This is a genomic window from Amycolatopsis sp. NPDC104863 (assembly GCF_055582965.1).
Genome location: NZ_JBVJOW010000001.1, coordinates 1,711,544 through 1,728,012 on the forward strand (window position 1 = coordinate 1,711,544; position 16,469 = coordinate 1,728,012).

General features: G+C 71.0%; 14 protein-coding genes. 9 read left to right on the plus strand and 5 right to left on the minus strand.

The features are described from left to right. Positions 1-121 precede the first annotated feature (121 nt). The 3 genes from ACZ63J_RS07600 to ACZ63J_RS07610 are packed head-to-tail and all read left to right on the plus strand — an operon-like array spanning position 122 to position 3,039. Positions 122-1,159: a FecCD family ABC transporter permease gene (locus ACZ63J_RS07600; RefSeq protein WP_465339759.1), complete on the plus strand. Its 1,038-nt coding sequence runs from the start codon at positions 122-124 to the stop codon at positions 1,157-1,159. A 1-nt stretch (position 1,160) separates the two neighbouring features. Further along, on the plus strand, positions 1,161-2,219 hold the full coding sequence (locus ACZ63J_RS07605) for a FecCD family ABC transporter permease (protein WP_465398514.1): 1,059 nt from the start codon (positions 1,161-1,163) through the stop codon (positions 2,217-2,219). A gap of 4 nt (positions 2,220-2,223) precedes the next feature. After that, positions 2,224-3,039, plus strand: a complete 816-nt coding sequence (locus ACZ63J_RS07610) for an ABC transporter ATP-binding protein (protein ID WP_465339762.1) — start codon at positions 2,224-2,226, stop codon at positions 3,037-3,039. A 56-nt stretch (positions 3,040-3,095) separates the two neighbouring features. Here ACZ63J_RS07610 and ACZ63J_RS07615 read toward each other — a convergent pair whose 3' ends face one another. Further along, positions 3,096-4,415 (minus strand): lysine N(6)-hydroxylase/L-ornithine N(5)-oxygenase family protein, encoded by a 1,320-nt coding sequence (locus ACZ63J_RS07615; RefSeq protein ID WP_465398515.1) that lies wholly within the window; start codon positions 4,413-4,415, stop codon positions 3,096-3,098. Between the two features lie 115 nt (positions 4,416-4,530). On the opposite strand from ACZ63J_RS07615, the gene ACZ63J_RS07620 reads away from it, so the two are divergent. The 5 genes from ACZ63J_RS07620 (at position 4,531) to ACZ63J_RS07640 (ending at position 10,774) form a co-directional block, all read left to right on the plus strand. Further along, positions 4,531-5,475, plus strand: coding sequence for a methionyl-tRNA formyltransferase (locus ACZ63J_RS07620; RefSeq protein ID WP_465398516.1), 945 nt, complete (start codon positions 4,531-4,533; stop codon positions 5,473-5,475). Between the two features lie 56 nt (positions 5,476-5,531). Continuing rightward, positions 5,532-7,619 carry an alpha-galactosidase gene (locus tag ACZ63J_RS07625; RefSeq protein ID WP_465398517.1) on the plus strand — a complete coding sequence of 696 codons (2,088 nt, stop codon included), beginning with the start codon at positions 5,532-5,534 and terminating at the stop codon, positions 7,617-7,619. A gap of 112 nt (positions 7,620-7,731) precedes the next feature. Beyond that, positions 7,732-9,003, plus strand: a complete 1,272-nt coding sequence (locus ACZ63J_RS07630; protein ID WP_465398518.1) for an extracellular solute-binding protein — start codon at positions 7,732-7,734, stop codon at positions 9,001-9,003. Next, positions 8,985-9,956 (plus strand): carbohydrate ABC transporter permease, encoded by a 972-nt coding sequence (locus ACZ63J_RS07635; RefSeq protein WP_465398519.1) that lies wholly within the window; start codon positions 8,985-8,987, stop codon positions 9,954-9,956. The genes ACZ63J_RS07630 and ACZ63J_RS07635 overlap by 19 nt, the downstream gene beginning before the upstream one ends. Next, the gene (locus ACZ63J_RS07640) at positions 9,953-10,774 is read left to right on the plus strand and encodes a carbohydrate ABC transporter permease (RefSeq protein WP_465398520.1); all 822 of its coding nucleotides are present in this window, start codon (positions 9,953-9,955) and stop codon (positions 10,772-10,774) included. Before ACZ63J_RS07635 ends, ACZ63J_RS07640 begins: the two co-directional genes overlap by 4 nt. On the opposite strand, the gene ACZ63J_RS07645 is transcribed toward ACZ63J_RS07640, so the two are convergent. From ACZ63J_RS07645 to ACZ63J_RS07660, 4 genes are all read right to left on the minus strand, one after another. Beyond that, a complete protein-coding gene (locus tag ACZ63J_RS07645) occupies positions 10,771-12,144 on the minus strand; it encodes a GNAT family N-acetyltransferase (protein WP_465398521.1) in 1,374 nt (457 codons plus the stop codon). The two genes, ACZ63J_RS07640 and ACZ63J_RS07645, sit on opposite strands and share 4 nt — an antisense overlap. Further along, a complete protein-coding gene (locus tag ACZ63J_RS07650) occupies positions 12,141-13,205 on the minus strand; it encodes a hypothetical protein (RefSeq protein WP_465398522.1) in 1,065 nt (354 codons plus the stop codon). Before ACZ63J_RS07650 ends, ACZ63J_RS07645 begins: the two co-directional genes overlap by 4 nt. Positions 13,206-13,288: 83 nt before the next feature. Beyond that, complete coding sequence (locus tag ACZ63J_RS07655; protein ID WP_465439350.1) at positions 13,289-13,774, minus strand: GNAT family N-acetyltransferase; 486 nt, start codon at positions 13,772-13,774, stop codon at positions 13,289-13,291. Then, the gene (locus ACZ63J_RS07660; RefSeq protein ID WP_465398524.1) at positions 13,771-15,408 is read right to left on the minus strand and encodes an ABC-F family ATP-binding cassette domain-containing protein; all 1,638 of its coding nucleotides are present in this window, start codon (positions 15,406-15,408) and stop codon (positions 13,771-13,773) included. The genes ACZ63J_RS07655 and ACZ63J_RS07660 overlap by 4 nt, the downstream gene beginning before the upstream one ends. Before the next feature lie 148 nt (positions 15,409-15,556). On the opposite strand from ACZ63J_RS07660, the gene ACZ63J_RS07665 reads away from it, so the two are divergent. Further along, positions 15,557-16,468, plus strand: coding sequence for a PaaX family transcriptional regulator (locus ACZ63J_RS07665; RefSeq protein WP_465339769.1), 912 nt, complete (start codon positions 15,557-15,559; stop codon positions 16,466-16,468). Position 16,469 lies beyond the last annotated feature (1 nt).

Here is a 16,469-nt window from a genome sequence, read left to right on the forward strand (position 1 = left end):
CTGCTGCTAGCGACGCCCCGATCGGGGCGCGAACTTAGGTGAACCTAACAAACAGATGGTGAGGATGCACTCCTGTACCATCGGTTAGCCTTACCTAAAATGAGTACCAGTCGGAGGTGCGGTGCGAACAGACCCCGGAGGGATCGCTCTCACGCGACGCCCGCCACACACGGGCCGCGCGCTCGGTCTGCTGGCCGCTTTCGGCGTGCTCGTTTTCCTGTGCCTGCTGAGTGTCTGGCTGGGGTCGAAGGAGATCTCGTTCGACGCGGTCTGGCAGGTGCTGTGGCACAACGACGGCTCCGCGGACGCCGTGATCATCCACAGTGTCCGCCTGCCGCGCACGCTGCTCGCGGTGCTCGTCGGCGCCGGGCTCGGGCTCGCCGGCTGCGTGATGCAGGCGCTGACCCGCAACCCGCTGGCCGATCCCGGGCTGCTCGGCGTCAGCGCCGGGGCCGCGTTCGCCATCGTGTTCTCGATCACCGTGCTGGGCATCAGCTCCGCCTACGGCTACATCTGGTTCGCCTTCGCCGGCGCGCTGGCCGCGACCACCGTCGTCTACTTCCTGGGCACCCGCGGCCGGGCCGGGTCGAGCCCGGTCAAGCTGGCGCTGGCCGGGGCCGCCGTCACGGCGTTGCTCGCCTCCTTCACCAGCGCGATGGTGCTGTCGGACCCGGTGGCGCTCAACCGCTACCGCTTCTGGTCGGCCGGCTCGCTCGCCGGGGTGGACAGCGGCGCGCTGCTGCAGGTCCTGCCGTTCCTCGTTGTCGGTGTGGTGCTGGCGATCGCGAGCGGCCCGGCGCTGAACAGCCTCGCGCTCGGGGACGACGTCGCCGTCGCGCTCGGCCGCAAGCTCGGCCCGCTGCGGCTGCGCGGCGCGCTGGCGATCACGCTGCTGACCGGCGCGGCCGTCGCCGTCGCCGGGCCGATCGTGTTCCTCGGGCTGATCGTCCCGCACGCGGTGCGGTTCGTCATCGGGCCGGACCACCGCTGGCTGCTGCCCTACACCGCGGTGCTCGCGCCGTGCCTGCTGCTGGCCGCCGACATCCTCGGCCGGATCCTGGCGCGCCCCAGCGAGATCCGGGCCGGGGTGATCGTCGCGTTCCTCGGCGCGCCGTTCTTCATCTACCTGGTCCGCCGGCGCAAGCTCGCGGAGGCGTGAGATGACCCAGCTCCACGTGCGGCGCGACCGGGTCACCTTCCGCCTCGCGAAACCGCCGGTGTCGGCCCGCGTCCGGCCGCGGCTGCTGATCGTCTGCCTCGTCCTCGCCGTGCTGACGTTCGTCCTGTTCTGCGTCGGCATGACGATCGGCGACGTCCCGATGAGCGTGTCCGACGTCCTTTCGGGCCTCTTCGGCGGCAGCGACAGCGGGAACGGCTACATCGTCCAGGAACTGCGGCTGCCCCGGGCGCTCACCGGGCTGCTGGCCGGGATCGCGTTCGGCGCGTCCGGCGCGGTGTTCCAGACGATCACCCGCAACCCGCTGGCCAGCCCGGACATGATCGGCATCAACGCGGGCGCGGCCACCGCCGTGGTCGCCGGGATCTCGTTCGGCTTCGGCGGCGGCCTCGGCACGACGACGCTCGGTCTGCTCGGCGGCGTGGTCACCGCGCTGCTCGTGTACGCGCTCGCGTGGCGGCGCGGGACCACCGGCTACCGGATCCTGCTGGTGGGCATCGGGATCTTCGCGATGTGCACCAGCCTGACCGACTACCTGCTCAGCAAGGCCCAGATCACCGAGGCGCAGGCGTCGATCGGGTGGATGGTCGGCAACCTCGCCAACCGCGGCTGGGAACACGTCGTGCCGCTGTTCGCCGCGCTGTGCGTGCTGCTTCCGCTGGTGCTGGCGCTCTCGCGGTGGATGAGCACGCTGTCGCTCGGCGACGAGGTCGCGGCCGGGCTCGGCACGCCGGTGCAGCCGGTGCGGCTCGGCCTGCTGCTGGCGGGCGCCGGGCTGGTCGCGTTCGCGACCGCGTCGGCGGGCCCGATCTCGTTCGTCGCGCTGACCGCGCCCCAGATCGCGCAACGGCTCGCGCGGCTGGCCGCCCCGCCGATCACGGCGTCCGCGCTCACCGGCGCGGTCGTGGTGCTGGGCAGCGACATCCTCGCGCGCGAGATCACGGCGTCCGCGCTGCCGGTCGGCATCGTCACCGGCGTGCTGGGCGCCCCGCTCCTGCTCTGGCTGCTGGCCAGGGCCAACCGATCCGGTTCCGGAGGCTGAGAAGATGACATCGGACGCACCCTCGCTGCGCGTCGAGGGGCTACGGGTCGCCTACGACGACCGGGTGGTCATCGACGGCCTCGACCTCGACCTCCCGCCGGGGGAGATCACCGCGATCATCGGCGCCAACGCGTGCGGGAAGTCGACGCTGCTGCGCACGATCGCCCGGCTGCTCACCCCGAAGTCGGGCGGGGTGTACCTCGACGGCCGCTCGATCCACGACCTGCCGACGCGCCAGGTCGCCCAGCGGCTCGGGATCCTCCCGCAGTCCCCGGTGGCGCCGGAAGGCATGACGGTCGCCGACCTCGTCGGCCGCGGCCGCGCCCCGCACCAGAGCTGGTGGCGGCAGTGGTCGACGTCCGACGAAGGCGCGGTGCAGGCGGCGCTGGAGGCGACGGAGATGACCGACCTCGCCGACCGCCCGGTCGACGAGCTTTCCGGCGGCCAGCGCCAGCGCGCGTGGATCGCGATGGCGGTCGCGCAGGGCACCCCGGTGCTCCTGCTGGACGAGCCCACGACCTACCTCGACCTGGCGCACCAGATCGACGTCCTCGACCTGGTCGTCGACCTCAACCGCGCCGAGGGCCGCACGGTCGTGATGGTGCTGCACGACCTCCCGCAGGCCTGCCGCTACGCCGACCACGTGATCGCGATGAAGGCCGGCCGTGTCGTGGCTTCGGGCAAGCCGGTCGAGGTGATCACCGAGGAGCTGGTGGACGAGGTCTTCGACGTCCGCTGCCAGGTGACCCCGGACCCGATCAGCGGGACGCCGATGGTGATCCCGATCAGCCGTCACCACCCGGCGCCCGCCCGGACCTGAAAGCCGTGAAGGCCTTCCCACCGGCGTGGCGAGAAGGCCTTCACGGTGTTTCGACGTCAGCGGGCGCTCACCGCGTACTCCCCTTCGGGCGCGCGCACCACTCGTCGGTCCACAATGGACTGCAGGATCTCCCCCACCCGCACCGCGGTGTTCGACAGCAGTGACGACGTGATGCCGTGCGTGTGCTCGGTGCCGCCCTGCAGGTAGATCCCGCCGGCCAGAGCCGGTTCCGTCGTCAGCCGGTAGTCCCGCTCGACACGCAGGCGGCCGGACTCGTCGCGCGCGCAGCGAGGGCCGAGCTCGCCGAGCAGCGGGGTCGGGTCCGCGGGGCGGTAGCCAGTCGCGTAGACGACCGCGTCGGCCTCCAGCGCCGTGCGCTCGCCCGTCGTCAGGGACTCGACTGTCGCCGTCACCGCGGTCCCGGTGTCGGTCACCTCGACCGGGCGGGAGACGTTGAACAGCCGCAGCCGCTCCACGCCCAGCACCTTCTCGCGGTAGACGCGGCGGTAGAGCTCGTCGATCAGGTCGACGTCGACGGCCGAGTAGTTGGTCGCGCCGTGGTAGCGCATCAGGCGGTCCTTCACCGGCTCGCCCGCGGCGTAGAACTGGTCGACGGCCTCCGGGTCGAAGATCCGGTTGGCGAACGAGCTGTCGTCGGCCGGGCTGTAGCCGTAGCGCGCGAAGACCGCGCACACCTCAGCGTGCGGGAACTCCTCGTGCAGCAGCGCCGCGACCTCCGCCGCGCTCTGGCCGGCGCCGACCACGACGAACCGGCGCGGGTCGGTGCCGCGCATCGCCTCGACGCGGAACAGCAGCTCGCTGTTGTGCCAGACCCGCGCGCCCGCGGTGACGCCCTCGGGCAGCTGCGGCCGCAGGCCGGTGCCCATCACGAGGTTCCGGGCCCGCAGCGACGAGCCGTCGGAGGCCTCGACGTCGAAGTACACGACCTCCCCGCCGTCGTACACCGGCGTCACCGAGACGACTTCGGTGCCGTAGGAGACGACGTCGTCGACCTTCGCCGCGGCCCACTCGAAGTAGTCGTGGAACTCGACCCGCAGCGGGAAGAGGTTCTTGTGGTTGATGAAGTCGACCAGCCGCCCGACCGAGTGCAGGTAGTTGAGGAAGCTGAACTCGCTGGTCGGGTTGCGCATGGTGACGAGGTCCTTGAGGAACGACACCTGCATCGTGGCGGTGGTGATCAACATCCCGCGGTGCCAGCCGAACCGGGGTTGCCGCTCCAGGAAGTGCGCGGTCACCGGCCGGTCCGAACCGGCGTTGTGCTCGGCGAGCGCGATCGCGAGTGCGAGGTTCGACGGCCCGAACCCCACCCCGACGACGTCGTAGATCGGGACCTGTTCGCCGGCCTCTGCAGTCATGTTGCTCCCTAGCGCGTTCCGGTACCGTTCAGGGAACCCTAACCTAACTTAGGCGAGCCTCGCCTAGTACGTTCGTGGTGATGTTCGTCCCCCGATCACGAAAGGGCACTCTCGAATGCGCGTGGCGATGTTCGGCTACCAGACCTGGGGGCACCGGACCCTGCAGGCGCTCATCGACGCCGGTCACGAGGTCGCCCTCGTGATCACGCACCCGAAGAGCGACCACGCCTACGAGCGGATCTGGGCCGACTCGGTCGCCGACCTCGCCGAGACCCACGGCATCCGCGTCCTGCTGCGCACCCGCCCGGACGACGCCGAGCTGCTGGCCGAGCTGAAGGCGGCCGAGCTCGACCTGATCGTGGCGAACAACTGGCGCACCTGGCTGCCGCCGGAGATCTTCGAGCTGCCGCGCCACGGCACCCTCAACATCCACGACTCGCTGCTGCCGTCCTACGCGGGGTTCTCCCCGCTGATCTGGGCGATGATCAACGGCGAGCCCGAGGTCGGCGTCACCGCCCACATGATGGACGGCGAGCTCGACGCCGGCGACATCGTGCTGCAGCGCGCGATCCCGGTCGGGCCGGCCGACACCACGACCGACCTCTTCCACCGTACGGTCGACCTGATCGCGCCGATCACGGCCGAGGCCATCCAGCTCATCGAGACCGGCTACACACCCGTGCCGCAGGACCGGACGAAGGCGAGCTTCTTCCACAAGCGCGCCCAGCGAGACAGCCTGATCGACTGGACGGCGCCGCCCGCCGAGATCGAGCGGTTCGTGCGCGCGCTGTCCGACCCGTACCCGAACGCGTTCGCCTACCACCGCGGCGAGGAGCTGCGCATCCTCGAGGCGTCGGTGTCCGAAGGCCACTACGGCGGCACACCGGGCCGCATCTTCATCAAGGAGGGTGACGGCGTGGTGATCGTCGCCGGCCCGGACGCCCGCCGCGGCCGGTCGCCCGGCCTGCGCGTCGAGCGGGTCCGGACGGCGGACGGCACGGAGCTGGCCGCGCACGACTACTTCAAGACCATGGGCGGGTACCTCACCGACCGTCCCTGACCGGTCAGCGGGACATCCGCTTGGCGGCCCGGCGCCGCCGCAGCAGGATGTCCCGCATGGCCGGGATCCGCTACCTCGAGGACCACCGCACCTGGGTGCTCACCGGGGAGTCGAGCACGTATGCGTTGCGGCTCAACGAAGACGACGTCCCGACCCACGTGTACTGGGGTCCGCCGCTGCCCGACGGCGACGTGCCCGAGGTCGCCGGGAAAACGCTTCCCTGGTGGGACGGCTTCAACGACCCGAACGAGGGACTCGACGAGCTCGCCGCCGACGGGGGCACCCGGTACTGGACACCGGCGCTGCAGGTCCGGTTCGCCAACGGCACCCGGGCCTTCGAATGGCGGTACGAAGACCACGAGATCGCGCGCGACCACCTGAGCGTCCGGTTCGCCGACCGGCACTACCCGCTGCGGGTCACCCTCCACTACCGGCTGCGCGGCGACGTCGTCGAACGCTGGACCGAGCTGACGGCGGACACCGAGGTCGAGGTCGTCCGGGCCGACTCGGCGACCTGGGCACTGCCGCGGTCCGACGACTACCGCCTCAGCCACGTCACCGGCCGCTGGGCCGCGGAGACCCAGCTGCACCGGGAAACCGTGCCGCACGGCGAAACCGTCTTCGCCAGCCGGCGCGGCATCACCGGCCACCACGCCAACCCCTGGGTGATGGTCGACGACGGCACCGCTACCGAGCGCCACGGCGAGGTCCACGGTGTCGCGCTGGCGTGGAGCGGGTCGTGGCGGCTGACGACCACCCGCTCGTCGACCGGACGGCTGACGGTCAGCGGCGGGTTCGGGCAGGACGGCGTGGTCCACCGGGTCGGACCGGGGCGGCCGCTGACCACCCCGGTCGCCGCCGGCCTGTACACCCGCGGCGGCTTCGGCGCCGCGAGCCGCGCGTGGCACGCCTACGTCCTGAACCACGTCCTGCCCCATCCGGACGAACTGCGCCCGGTGCTCTACAACTCCTGGGAGGCCACGGGGTTCGACGTCAGCGAGGCCGGCCAGCGCGCGCTCGCCGAGCGAGCCGCCGCCCTCGGCGTCGAGCTGTTCGTCATGGACGACGGCTGGTTCGGGGCGCGCACCGGCGACCACGCCGGGCTCGGCGACTGGCACGCCAACCGCGAGCGCTTCCCCGACGGGCTCAAACCGCTGGTCGACGCCGTGCACGGGCTCGGCATGAAGTTCGGCATCTGGGTCGAGCCCGAGATGGTCAACCCCGACAGCGACCTCTACCGCGCGCACCCGGACTGGGTGCTGCACCACTCGCACCGGCGTCGCTCGCAGCTGCGCAACCAGCTCGTGCTCAACTTCGCGCGCGCCGACGTCGCCGCGTGGGCGCACGACTGGCTCGACCGGCTCGTCGGCGAACACGGGGCCGACTTCCTCAAGTGGGACATGAACCGCCCGTTCAGCGAGGCGGGCTGGCCGGCCGACGCGGACCCCGATCGCCTGTGGACCGAGCACACCGAAGCGGTGTACACGCTGATGGACCGGCTGCGCGCGGACCACCCCGGTCTGCGGATCGAGGCGTGCGCGGGCGGTGGCGGCCGGATCGACCTCGGGGTGCTCGCCCGCGCCGACCAGGTCTGGACGTCGGACAACACCGATGCGCTCGACCGGCTGCGGATCCAGCACGGGTACGGCCAGCTCTACCCGGCGCGGGCGATGTCGGCCTGGGTGACCGACAACCCCAACTTCGTCACGGCCCGCTCGGCGCCGCTGCGGTTCCGCTTCCACGTCGCGATGGCCGGGGTGCTCGGCCTCGGCGGTGACATCGTCGGCTGGCCCGAGGCGGACCTCGCGCTCGCCCGCGAGCTGATCGCGCTGTACCGGGACATCCGGCCGGTGGTGCAGCACGGCTCGCTGTTCCGGCTGCGGCCGCCGTCCGGCGACGGGGTGGTCGCCCTCCAGTACGTCCTCGGTGACCGCGCGGTCGTCTTCGCCTATCGGCAGGCCGCGCACTTCAACGCGCCGGAGCGGCCGTTGCGGCTCGAGGGCCTCGATCCCGCTCACCGGTACCTCGATCCGGACTCGGGGACCACACACAGCGGCGCGGTGCTGCTCGCCCACGGGCTGCCCCTCGGCTTGCCGACCGGCGATTTCTCCAGTGTTCTCCGCCGATTGCAGCGAAAGATCTGATCTCTCGGCGCCTCTCGCCACGGTTCGACGGGATTCGACGCTTGACACCCGATCAGACGTCCGATCAAATGCGTCATACATCACATATGGTGGGTGGAGTTCGGGAGGAACGATGAGAAGGTCCCTGGCGCTGGGAGCGGCGGTGCTCCTGGCGGTGAGCGGGTGCTCGGTGGGCGCCGGCGCCGGTAGCGGCGACGGCGCGGAGATCACCTTCCTGACGTTCGAAACCCCGAACCTCACGCCGGCCTACTGGGACACCGCCATCAAGCGCGTCACCGACAAGAACCCGGGAACGAAGGTCAAGAAGCTCGTCGCCCCGACCGCCGACGGCCGGACGTCGTACGCGAAGCAGCTGCTGCAGTCCGGCCAGTTCCCGGACGTGATGATCGCCGTCGACTCGGCGGGCTTCGCCGAAGCCGGCAACCTCTACGCCTGGACGCCGGACGAGCTCAAGGACTTCCAGTTCCCCGAGGCCAACCCCGTCAACGGCAAGTACTACCAGCTGCCGGCCAACACCCAGACCATCCCGCCGGTCTACTACAACAAGAAGATGTTCGCCGACGCGGGCATCACCGCGACCCCGAAGACGTGGGACGAGCTCGTCACCGACGCCGGCAAGCTCAAGGACAAGGGGTTCGCGCCGTTCACCATCGGCGGCGGCAAGGACGGCTTCCCGTCGTCGATGATCCTTTCCGGACTGGTCGGCACCGAGGTCTACAACACGACGCCGGACTGGCTCACCCAGCGCCGTCAGGACAAGGTGAAGTTCACCGACCCGGCGTTCCAGAAAGCGTTCGCCAAGCTGGCCGACCTCGCCGGCAAGGGGTACGTGGACAAGACCAGCGTGTCGCGCGACTACGCGGCGACCGAGCAGGCCTTCCTCGACGGCAAGAGCGCGATGTACCCGATGGGCAACTGGTTCGCCGCCAACGCCGACTCGAAGAAACACGACTTCGACATCGGCGTGTTCGACTTCCCCACCGAAGACGGGAAGCTCGTCGTCCCCGCCTACACCGGCGGCGGGATGATCGTGAACGCCAAGGCCGCGAACCTCGACGCCGCCAAGAAGTTCGCCCTCGGCTTCCAGCTCGACAAGGACCAGCTCGACGCGTCGGTCAAGGCCGACGGCCTGTTCCCGGCGATCAAGGGTTACACCCCGCCGGCCGGCGTCGGCCCGGTCTTCAAGGCCGGCTACGACCTCTACACCCAGGCCGTCCAGCAGAACGCCGTCGTCCACGCCTTCCGCTGGGAGACCGCGGACGACGGGCTGCTGCCGGGCATGAAGGACAAGGTCGACCAGGCCGCCCAGGACGTCATCACCGGCCGCAAGTCCGTGGCCGACGCGTGCACGTTCCTGGACACCGAATGGGCGAAGGCGGGCTGACGACCTTGACCGCCGTGGTCTCCCCGCCCGCCCCACCGAAGCCCCGCCGGGCGCCCGCCCGCGGCAGGCGGCGCAAGCCCGTCCTGCCGCGGGTGTGGCACTTCGCCTCGTTCGGCGCGCCCGGTGTGCTCGTGTACCTCTGTTTTGTGCTGGCGCCGATCCTGATCAGCTTCGGGTACAGCCTCACCAACTACAACCCGTTCAACCCGCCGGTGAAGTTCGTGGGGCTGGAGAACTACCGGCTGCTGTTCACCGACGAGCAGTTTCTCACCGCGTTGAAGGTGACCACGATCCTGACGGTCGTCGTGGTGGTCGTGCCGAACGTCCTCGGTCTCGGCGTCGCGCTGCTGCTGGACCGGAAGGGCTGGCTCTACAACGCCTTGCGCAGCGTGTTCTTCACGCCGGTGATCCTCAGCTCGGTGGTCGTCTCGATCGTGTGGTCCCGGCTGCTCGACGACCAGGGCCCGCTGAACAACCTCCTGCGGGCGCTGGGGATCGAGCACCCGCCGGGCTGGCTGTCCGATCCGGACGTCGCGCTGTATTCGGTCGCCTCGATCGTGTGCTGGCAGATGCTGGGGTTCTGCGTCGTGGTCTACCTCGCCGGGCTGCAGGGTGTTCCGGCGGAGCTGCTGGAGGCCGCGGAGATCGACGGCGCCGGGCCGGTGCGCCGGTTCCGCGCGGTGACCTGGCCGCTGCTCGCGCCGTCGCTGACGATCAACACCGTCGTGCTGCTGATCTCGGCGTTCAAGACCTACGACTACGTCAAGGTGATCACCAACGGCGGCCCGGGTTCCGGGTCGACCGCGACGATCGCGTTCGACGTGCTGCAGACCGGGTTCGACGCCAACCACGTCGGGTACGCGTCGGCGATGGCGGTGCTGATGCTGGTGATCGTCGCGGTCGTGACCACCGTCGTGCTGAGCTTCCTGCGCCGCCGCGAGGTGGACCTGTGACGCGTTCCCGGCTGCGGCCGACGACCGCGCTCGTCGTCAGCACCGTGTTCTTCGTGCCGCTGTACCTGGTGCTGGCCAACGTCTTCAAGCAGGGTGACCGGATCGCCGCGGAACCGGCGGCACTCCCCCTGCCGCCGACCCTGGCGAACATCCACGCCGTGCTGACCCGCCCGGACGGGCTGTTCTGGGTCAGCCTCACCAACAGCATCGTCGTCACGGTGCTGTCGATCCTCGTGCTCACCGTGCTTTCGGCGCTGCTCGGGCACTACCTCGCGCGGTCGGGCAAGCGGTGGACCAAGGCGCTGACGGTCGTGCTGCTGGCCGGGCTGATGATCCCGCCGCAGGTCATCCTCATCCCGATCACCGACGTCCTGCGCGTCACCCACCTGATGGCGACGCTGCAGGGGCTGGTCCTGTTCAACGTCGGGTACTACGTGCCGTTCGGCGTGTTCGTGTTCACCGGCTTCATCCGCGGCGTGCCGGTGGAGCTGGAGGAGGCGGCCCGGCTCGACGGCGCGAACCGCATGCAGGTGTTCTGGCGGGTGGTGTTCCCGCTGCTGCGCCCGGCGACGGCGTCGGTGCTGATCTTCCTCGGCGTGTGGATCTGGAACGACTTCATCGACCCGCTGATCATCCTCGGCCCGAGCCAGGGAACGACGATCACCACCGGCATCTACCGCTCGATCGGCCAGTACCAGGCGGACCTCGGGAGTGTGTTCGCGCTGATGTTCCTGGCGACGCTGCCGGTGCTGATCTTCTACCTGGCGTTGCAGAAGCAGTTCGTCAAAGGCCTGACGGGCGGTGCGACCAAGGGCTAGCGGAGGGCGACCACCTCGGTGGTCAGGGCCTCGGCGATCCGGCGGTAGGTCGGGTGGTCCCGCGGCGCGGCCACGCCGTACACCGCTGACAGCACCTCGGCGACGTCGACCAGCAGGTCGGGCGCGGACAACCGGGGCGAATCGTAAATCCGGCCGGGAGGCTTGAAGAACAGGCGGCAGGGCACGTCTTCACCCGCGCCGAGCGCGGGCTGCCGGTAGTCGACAGCCAGTTCGCGGCAGCCGACGCGGCGGAACGGCGTGCAGTCGGTGCCGGGGCCGAGTTCGGCGTACCAGCCGCGGACCTCGGCCCGGTCGGCGAGCAGCCGCTGTTCGAGCCGGGCGACGAGCGCCGGGAACCGGCCCGAGCCGCGCACGGAGCCCGTGAACGTCACGTAGCCCAGCAGCGCGGCCGCGCTCAGCGTGTGGAACGACGCCATCCCCGACGGCTCCGGGTCGGCCGGATCCGCGCGCAACGCCCACAGGTGATAACCCGGCTCGGTCACCGCGTGCCGGAACTCGTCCTCGCCGACGGCGGTCGGCCCGGGCGGGAACGCGGTCCGGTAGACGTCCAGGGTGCGAGCGAAGTCCTTGTCGTCCGGTCCGGTGACTCTGTGCACGTCGAGCGGCCGCGCGGTTTCGTGACCGACGTAGCGGTCCAGCGGCAGCCGGCCGACGTCGTCGCGCGTGCTCAGGTGCGCCGCCATGCCCCGGTACTCGGCCGAGTCCTCGGGACGCTCGATCCGCATGGCCCACCGCAGGTACTCCCGCACGACGAGGGTGACGGCGGCGGCGGGGACCCGGTCGCGCCAGGCCGCGGACAGCGGCTTGCCGATCAGGATCAGCCCGGTCACCGGCGCCTGCCCCGGCGAAAGCGCGGGCTGCCGGTAGGGGAAGTCGAGGCCGAAGTAGCCGTACCGGTGCCAGATCAGGGCCCGCGCGACCGGATCGAGGTTGTCGGTCAGGGCCGACACCGCCCGCGGATCGTTCATCTCGGCCACCACCCCGGCGAGCTCGAGCCCGCCGGCGTCGGCGGTCAGCACCGTTTCGATGTGGTCGAGCAGTGCCCGGCCGACACCCCGGCCGCGCGCCTCGGGCGAGACGAGCAGGTATTCGATCACACCCGCGGCGGGTTCGGCCAGGTAGTCGGCGATCACCGCGCCGGCCAGCAGTTCGCCGTCGAAGGCGAGGACGATGTGGTAGCTGTTCGGCCCGTACCAGCCCGCTTCCTTCAGCCGCAGGTAGCCGGCCATGTTCTCCAGCGACTCGCGTTCGTCCGGGTCGGGGAACAGGCTGACGTAGAGGCTCCGGTGGAACTCGGCCAGCACGGCGAGGTCGTCCGGGTCCGCGGTGAGCTCGCGGAAGGTGATCACCGCCGGTCGCCTTCGCCGATCGCGCCGAGCAGCCGCTGGAACTCCGTCGAGTCGAGCGCGGGATCGCCGGGCACGAGGAAACCGGACTTCTGCAGCAGTTCGAGCTTGCCGTGGCGCTTGCTGACGTAGGCGGCCTTGTGCGCCAGGCTGTCGAGGTTGTAGTGGAGCGCGTCGACGTTGGTCAGATCCGTGTGCTCCCAGAGCAGGTAGCAGTCCCCCAGCCGCGGCGGCTGGTCCTTCGGCGCGCGCTCGGCGGCCCACCAGCACTGCCAGACGTAGGCGGAGTAGTAGTCCGGGATCTCGCGCAGCGGGTCGAGCCGGTGCTGCTCGGAGTCCAGCAGCAGGCAGTAGTCGAACTCGCCCTGCCACCGGGTGGCCGCGGCGCCCAGCGCCGGGTTGCGCGTCATCAGGTGCGACCGGTGGCAGAGCAACGCGGTCACCTCGGCCTTGAGCGCGCCGATCCCCTTGGCCCGCAGCTCCGGCATGATGCCGCTGCGGATGGCCCGGCCCTTCTCGCCGACCGCGGCCACGAGGATCGAGTTCGCCTCGTCGCCCCGGCCGAGCTGGCCCAGGAAGAACCGTGTCCGGTCCGGCCCGTCCTCGCTCGTGAAGTCCCACGACGGCGCCCATTCCTCGAAGCCCGCGTAGGTCCACTGCTGGATCCCGTTGCGGCCCACCGGGTCCGAGCCGCCCCTGGCCCGCTCCCACCAGCCGGCGTTGAGCAGCACGGCGGGTGAGAACACGCCGGTGACGCGCACCGGCTCCGGGTGGCGCGGCGGGCGGTTCGACGGACCGAGCCGGGCCCGGAGCTGGTCGACGTCCAGCACCTTCGGCGTCCGGTCCCGGCGGGGCACCGACGACGGCATGCCGCCGACGAACTCGGTCGTGTGCAGCACCTTCTGCAGCAGCAAGGTCAGCGGGTCCGCGATCTCGGCGCGGATGATGTCGGCGATCAGCCCGGGCCGGTAAGGGATGTCCACGCCGATCGAAAGCGGGCCGAAACTGCCCGAAATGCGCCACAGGGACTCGGTGTCCGAAACGCCGCCCCGATTGACCGTCATGTCTCCGCCCATCCGCTCGACCGCCGAACGGGTGGTAGGTCGGCGGTGTGCCGGACGTCGTTACAGCGTCAGCCGATGCGGGCTCAGGTGAGGATCTTGACCATGGTGTCGGAGTCCGCGGAACCCGCGCCGACGATTTCGTAGCCTTCGGCGAGATACAGCCGTTGGGCGAAGTTCTTCCGTTCGACGCTGAGCCCGATCCGCCCGATTCCCGCTTCGACGGCGCGGGCTTCGAGCGCCCGCAGCAATGCCCGCCCGACCCCGCGGCCCCGCCACGCCGAGGCGACGCCGATCGTCAGCTCCGGGACGTCAGCGGCGACGAACCCGTATCCCGGTTCCTCGGCCGGAAATAAGCGCAGCCAGGCCGCGCCGACGCGTTCACCGTCCACCTCGGCGACCACGCCCAGGTCGTCTTCGCGCGGCCAGCCCGCGATGTAGTGCGCGGTGTTCGGCGCCGCCAGCACGCGGCGCCGGCTCTTCTTCTTCCACTCCGGCGACCAGTTCACGGCCGCCACGAGCATGTCGGCGAGGAAGTCGCCGTCTTCGCGAGCCGCCTCGCGGATCTTCACAGCTCGCGGACCTTGCCGCCGTCCACCTCGAGCCGGCGGGTGACGTGCACCGCGTCGAGCATCCGGCGGTCGTGCGTCACCAGCAGGAGCGTGCCCGGGTACTTGTCCAGCGCCGCCTCGAGCTGTTCGATCGCCGGCAGGTCGAGGTGGTTGGTCGGCTCGTCCAGCACCAGCAGGTTGACCCCGCGCGCCTGCAGCAGCGCGAGCGCCGCGCGGGTGCGCTCCCCCGGCGAGAGCGTCGCCGCGGACCGCAGCACGTGCGCGGCCTTGAGCCCGAACTTCGCCAGCAGCGTCCGGACGTCGGCGTCGGGCAGCTCCGGCACTTCCCGGGCGAACGCGTCCGCGAGCGGGACGTCGCCGAGGAACAGCTTCCGGGCCTGGTCGACCTCGCCGACCACCACGCCGGGCCCGAGCGCGGCATTACCCTCGTCGAGGGCGATCCGGCCGAGCATCGCGGCCAGGAGCGTCGACTTGCCGGAGCCGTTCGCGCCGGTGATGGCGACCTTGTCCGCCCAGTCGACCTGCAGGTCGACCGGCCCGAGCGTGAACCCGCCGCGGCGGACGACCGCGCCGCGCAGGGTCGCGACCACCGCGCCCGCCCGCGGGGCCGCGGCGATCTCCATCCGCAGCTCCCACTCCTTGCGCGGCTCCTCGACAACGTCCAGGCGCTCGATCATGCGCTCGGTCTGGCGGGCCTTCGAGGCCTGCTTCTCGGTGGCCTCGGTGCGGAACTTGCGGCCGACCTTGTCGTTGTCGGGCTGCTTCCGGCGGGCGTTCTTGACGCCCTTCTCCATCCACGACCGCTGCATCCGCCCGCGCGCCTCGAGCGCGGACTTCGTCCCGGCGTACTCCTCGTACTCCTCGCGCGCGTGCCGCCGCGCGACCTCGCGTTCCTCGAGGTAGGCCTCGTACCCGCCGCCGAAGACGTTCACCTGCTGCTGCGCGAGGTCCAGCTCGACGACGCGGTCGACGGTCCGGGCGAGGAACTCGCGGTCGTGGCTGACCAGGACGGTCGCCGAGCGCAGCCCGGACACGAACCGCTCCAGCCGGGCCAGGCCGTCCAGGTCGAGGTCGTTGGTCGGCTCGTCGAGCAGGAAGACGTCGTAGCGGCTCAGCAGCAGCGATGCGAGCCCGGCGCGCGCGGCCTGGCCGCCGGAAAGCGACGTCATCGGCTGGTCCAGGTCGACGGCGAGCCCGAGGTCGGCGGCCACCTCCGCGGCCCGGTCGTCGAGGTCGGCGCCGCCGAGGGCGAGCCACCGGTCGAGCGCGGCGGCGTACCGGTCGTCCGCGCCGGCTTCGCCCGCGGTGAGGGCTTCGGTCTCGTGGTCGAGCTCCGCCTGGGCCGCCGACACGCCGGTGCGGCGCGCCAGGAACCCTCGCACCGACTCGCCTTCACGCCGCTCGGGCTCCTGCGGCAGGTGCCCGACGGTGGCGGTCGGCGGGTTCAGCCGGATCTCGCCGCCGTCGGGTTTCGCGAGCCCGGCGAGCGTCCGCAGCAGCGTCGACTTGCCGGCGCCGTTGACCCCGACCAGGCCGACGACGTCGCCCGGCGCGACCACGAGATCGAGGCCGGAGAAGAGGATGCGGTCACCGTGGCCCGCGGCCAGGTCCTTCGCGACGAGAGTTGCGCTCATGAGGTAGCCGAGTCTACGGGCACGTGGTGAACTGTCAGATCAAGGTCAAAGCCACCGACGGTGTGTGTCCGGTGGCGCTTTGATCACTGAGTGTGGGTAACCTGTTCGGTTGTCGATACCCCCCGTGCAGTGAGGTTGGTGAACACAGATGGGCGAATCCGCTCCCCCGGTCACCCTCGGCCGCAGGCCGAAACCGAGGGAAGGCCGCCCGTCCGCGCCCCGGCCGCAGGTCAGCCGCCGGCGCGAGGTCAGCCACGCCAGCGCCCGGTCGCTGCTGATGACCGTGCTCGGCGAGTACGCGCTGCCGCGCGACACCCCGGTCTGGACGTCGATGCTGGTCGAGGTGCTCGGCATGCTCGACATCGAGGAGAAGTCGGCGCGGCAGGCCCTGGCCCGGTCCGCGGCCGAGGGCTGGGTGGTCTCCGAGCGCGTCGGCCGCCGGGTGCGCTGGTCGCTCACCCCGCCGGGCCGCCGGCTGCTGACCGAGGGCGCCGACCGGATCTACGCGTTCGGCCGGGAGGAACGCCGCTGGGACGGCCACTGGCTGATGCTCATCGTCTCGGTGCCCGAGGCCAAGCGTGACCTGCGTCACCGGCTGCGCACCCGGCTGACCTGGGCGGGCTTCGGCTCGCCGGTGGCCGGAGTGTGGGTCAGCCCGGACCGCAGCCGCCAGCGGGAGGCCCAGCAGATCGTCAACGAGCTCGGCCTCGACGCCCAGGCGATGTCGTTCACCGCGGCGTACGGCGAGATCGGCGAGCAGGAGTCCATGGTCGCCCGGTCGTGGGACCTGACCGAGCTGAAGGACCGCTACGAGGACTTCATCGACCGGTTCACCGGCCTGCACCCGACCGGCGGCCGCGCGGTGCTGCGGGCGCAGACCGAGCTGGTGCACGAGTGGCGGCGGTTCCCGTTCCTCGACCCGCAGCTGCCCGCCGAGCTCCTGCCGGCGAAGTGGAGCGGGACGAAAGCGGCGGAGCTGTTCCATCACAAACACGTCGACTGGCGCCCCGAGGCCCAGCAGTATTGGGACGACATCGTCGAAGCCGAAGAAGCAGGGTGAA

What these genes read in the sequence shown, in the direction of transcription:
- ACZ63J_RS07620 (WP_465398516.1), top strand. Translation starts at nt 4,531, where the DNA reads ATGCGCGTGGCGATGTTCGGCTACCAGACCTGGGGGCACCGGACCCTG.
- ACZ63J_RS07660 (WP_465398524.1), bottom strand. Translation starts at nt 15,408, where the DNA reads ATGAGCGCAACTCTCGTCGCGAAGGACCTGGCCGCGGGCCACGGTGAC.
- ACZ63J_RS07650 (WP_465398522.1), bottom strand. Translation starts at nt 13,205, where the DNA reads ATGACGGTCAATCGGGGCGGCGTTTCGGACACCGAGTCCCTGTGGCGC.
- ACZ63J_RS07610 (WP_465339762.1), top strand. Translation starts at nt 2,224, where the DNA reads ATGACATCGGACGCACCCTCGCTGCGCGTCGAGGGGCTACGGGTCGCC.
- ACZ63J_RS07665 (WP_465339769.1), top strand. Translation starts at nt 15,557, where the DNA reads ATGGGCGAATCCGCTCCCCCGGTCACCCTCGGCCGCAGGCCGAAACCG.
- ACZ63J_RS07625 (WP_465398517.1), top strand. Translation starts at nt 5,532, where the DNA reads ATGGCCGGGATCCGCTACCTCGAGGACCACCGCACCTGGGTGCTCACC.
- ACZ63J_RS07630 (WP_465398518.1), top strand. Translation starts at nt 7,732, where the DNA reads ATGAGAAGGTCCCTGGCGCTGGGAGCGGCGGTGCTCCTGGCGGTGAGC.
- ACZ63J_RS07605 (WP_465398514.1), top strand. Translation starts at nt 1,161, where the DNA reads ATGACCCAGCTCCACGTGCGGCGCGACCGGGTCACCTTCCGCCTCGCG.
- ACZ63J_RS07635 (WP_465398519.1), top strand. Translation starts at nt 8,985, where the DNA reads ATGGGCGAAGGCGGGCTGACGACCTTGACCGCCGTGGTCTCCCCGCCC.
- ACZ63J_RS07615 (WP_465398515.1), bottom strand. Translation starts at nt 4,415, where the DNA reads ATGACTGCAGAGGCCGGCGAACAGGTCCCGATCTACGACGTCGTCGGG.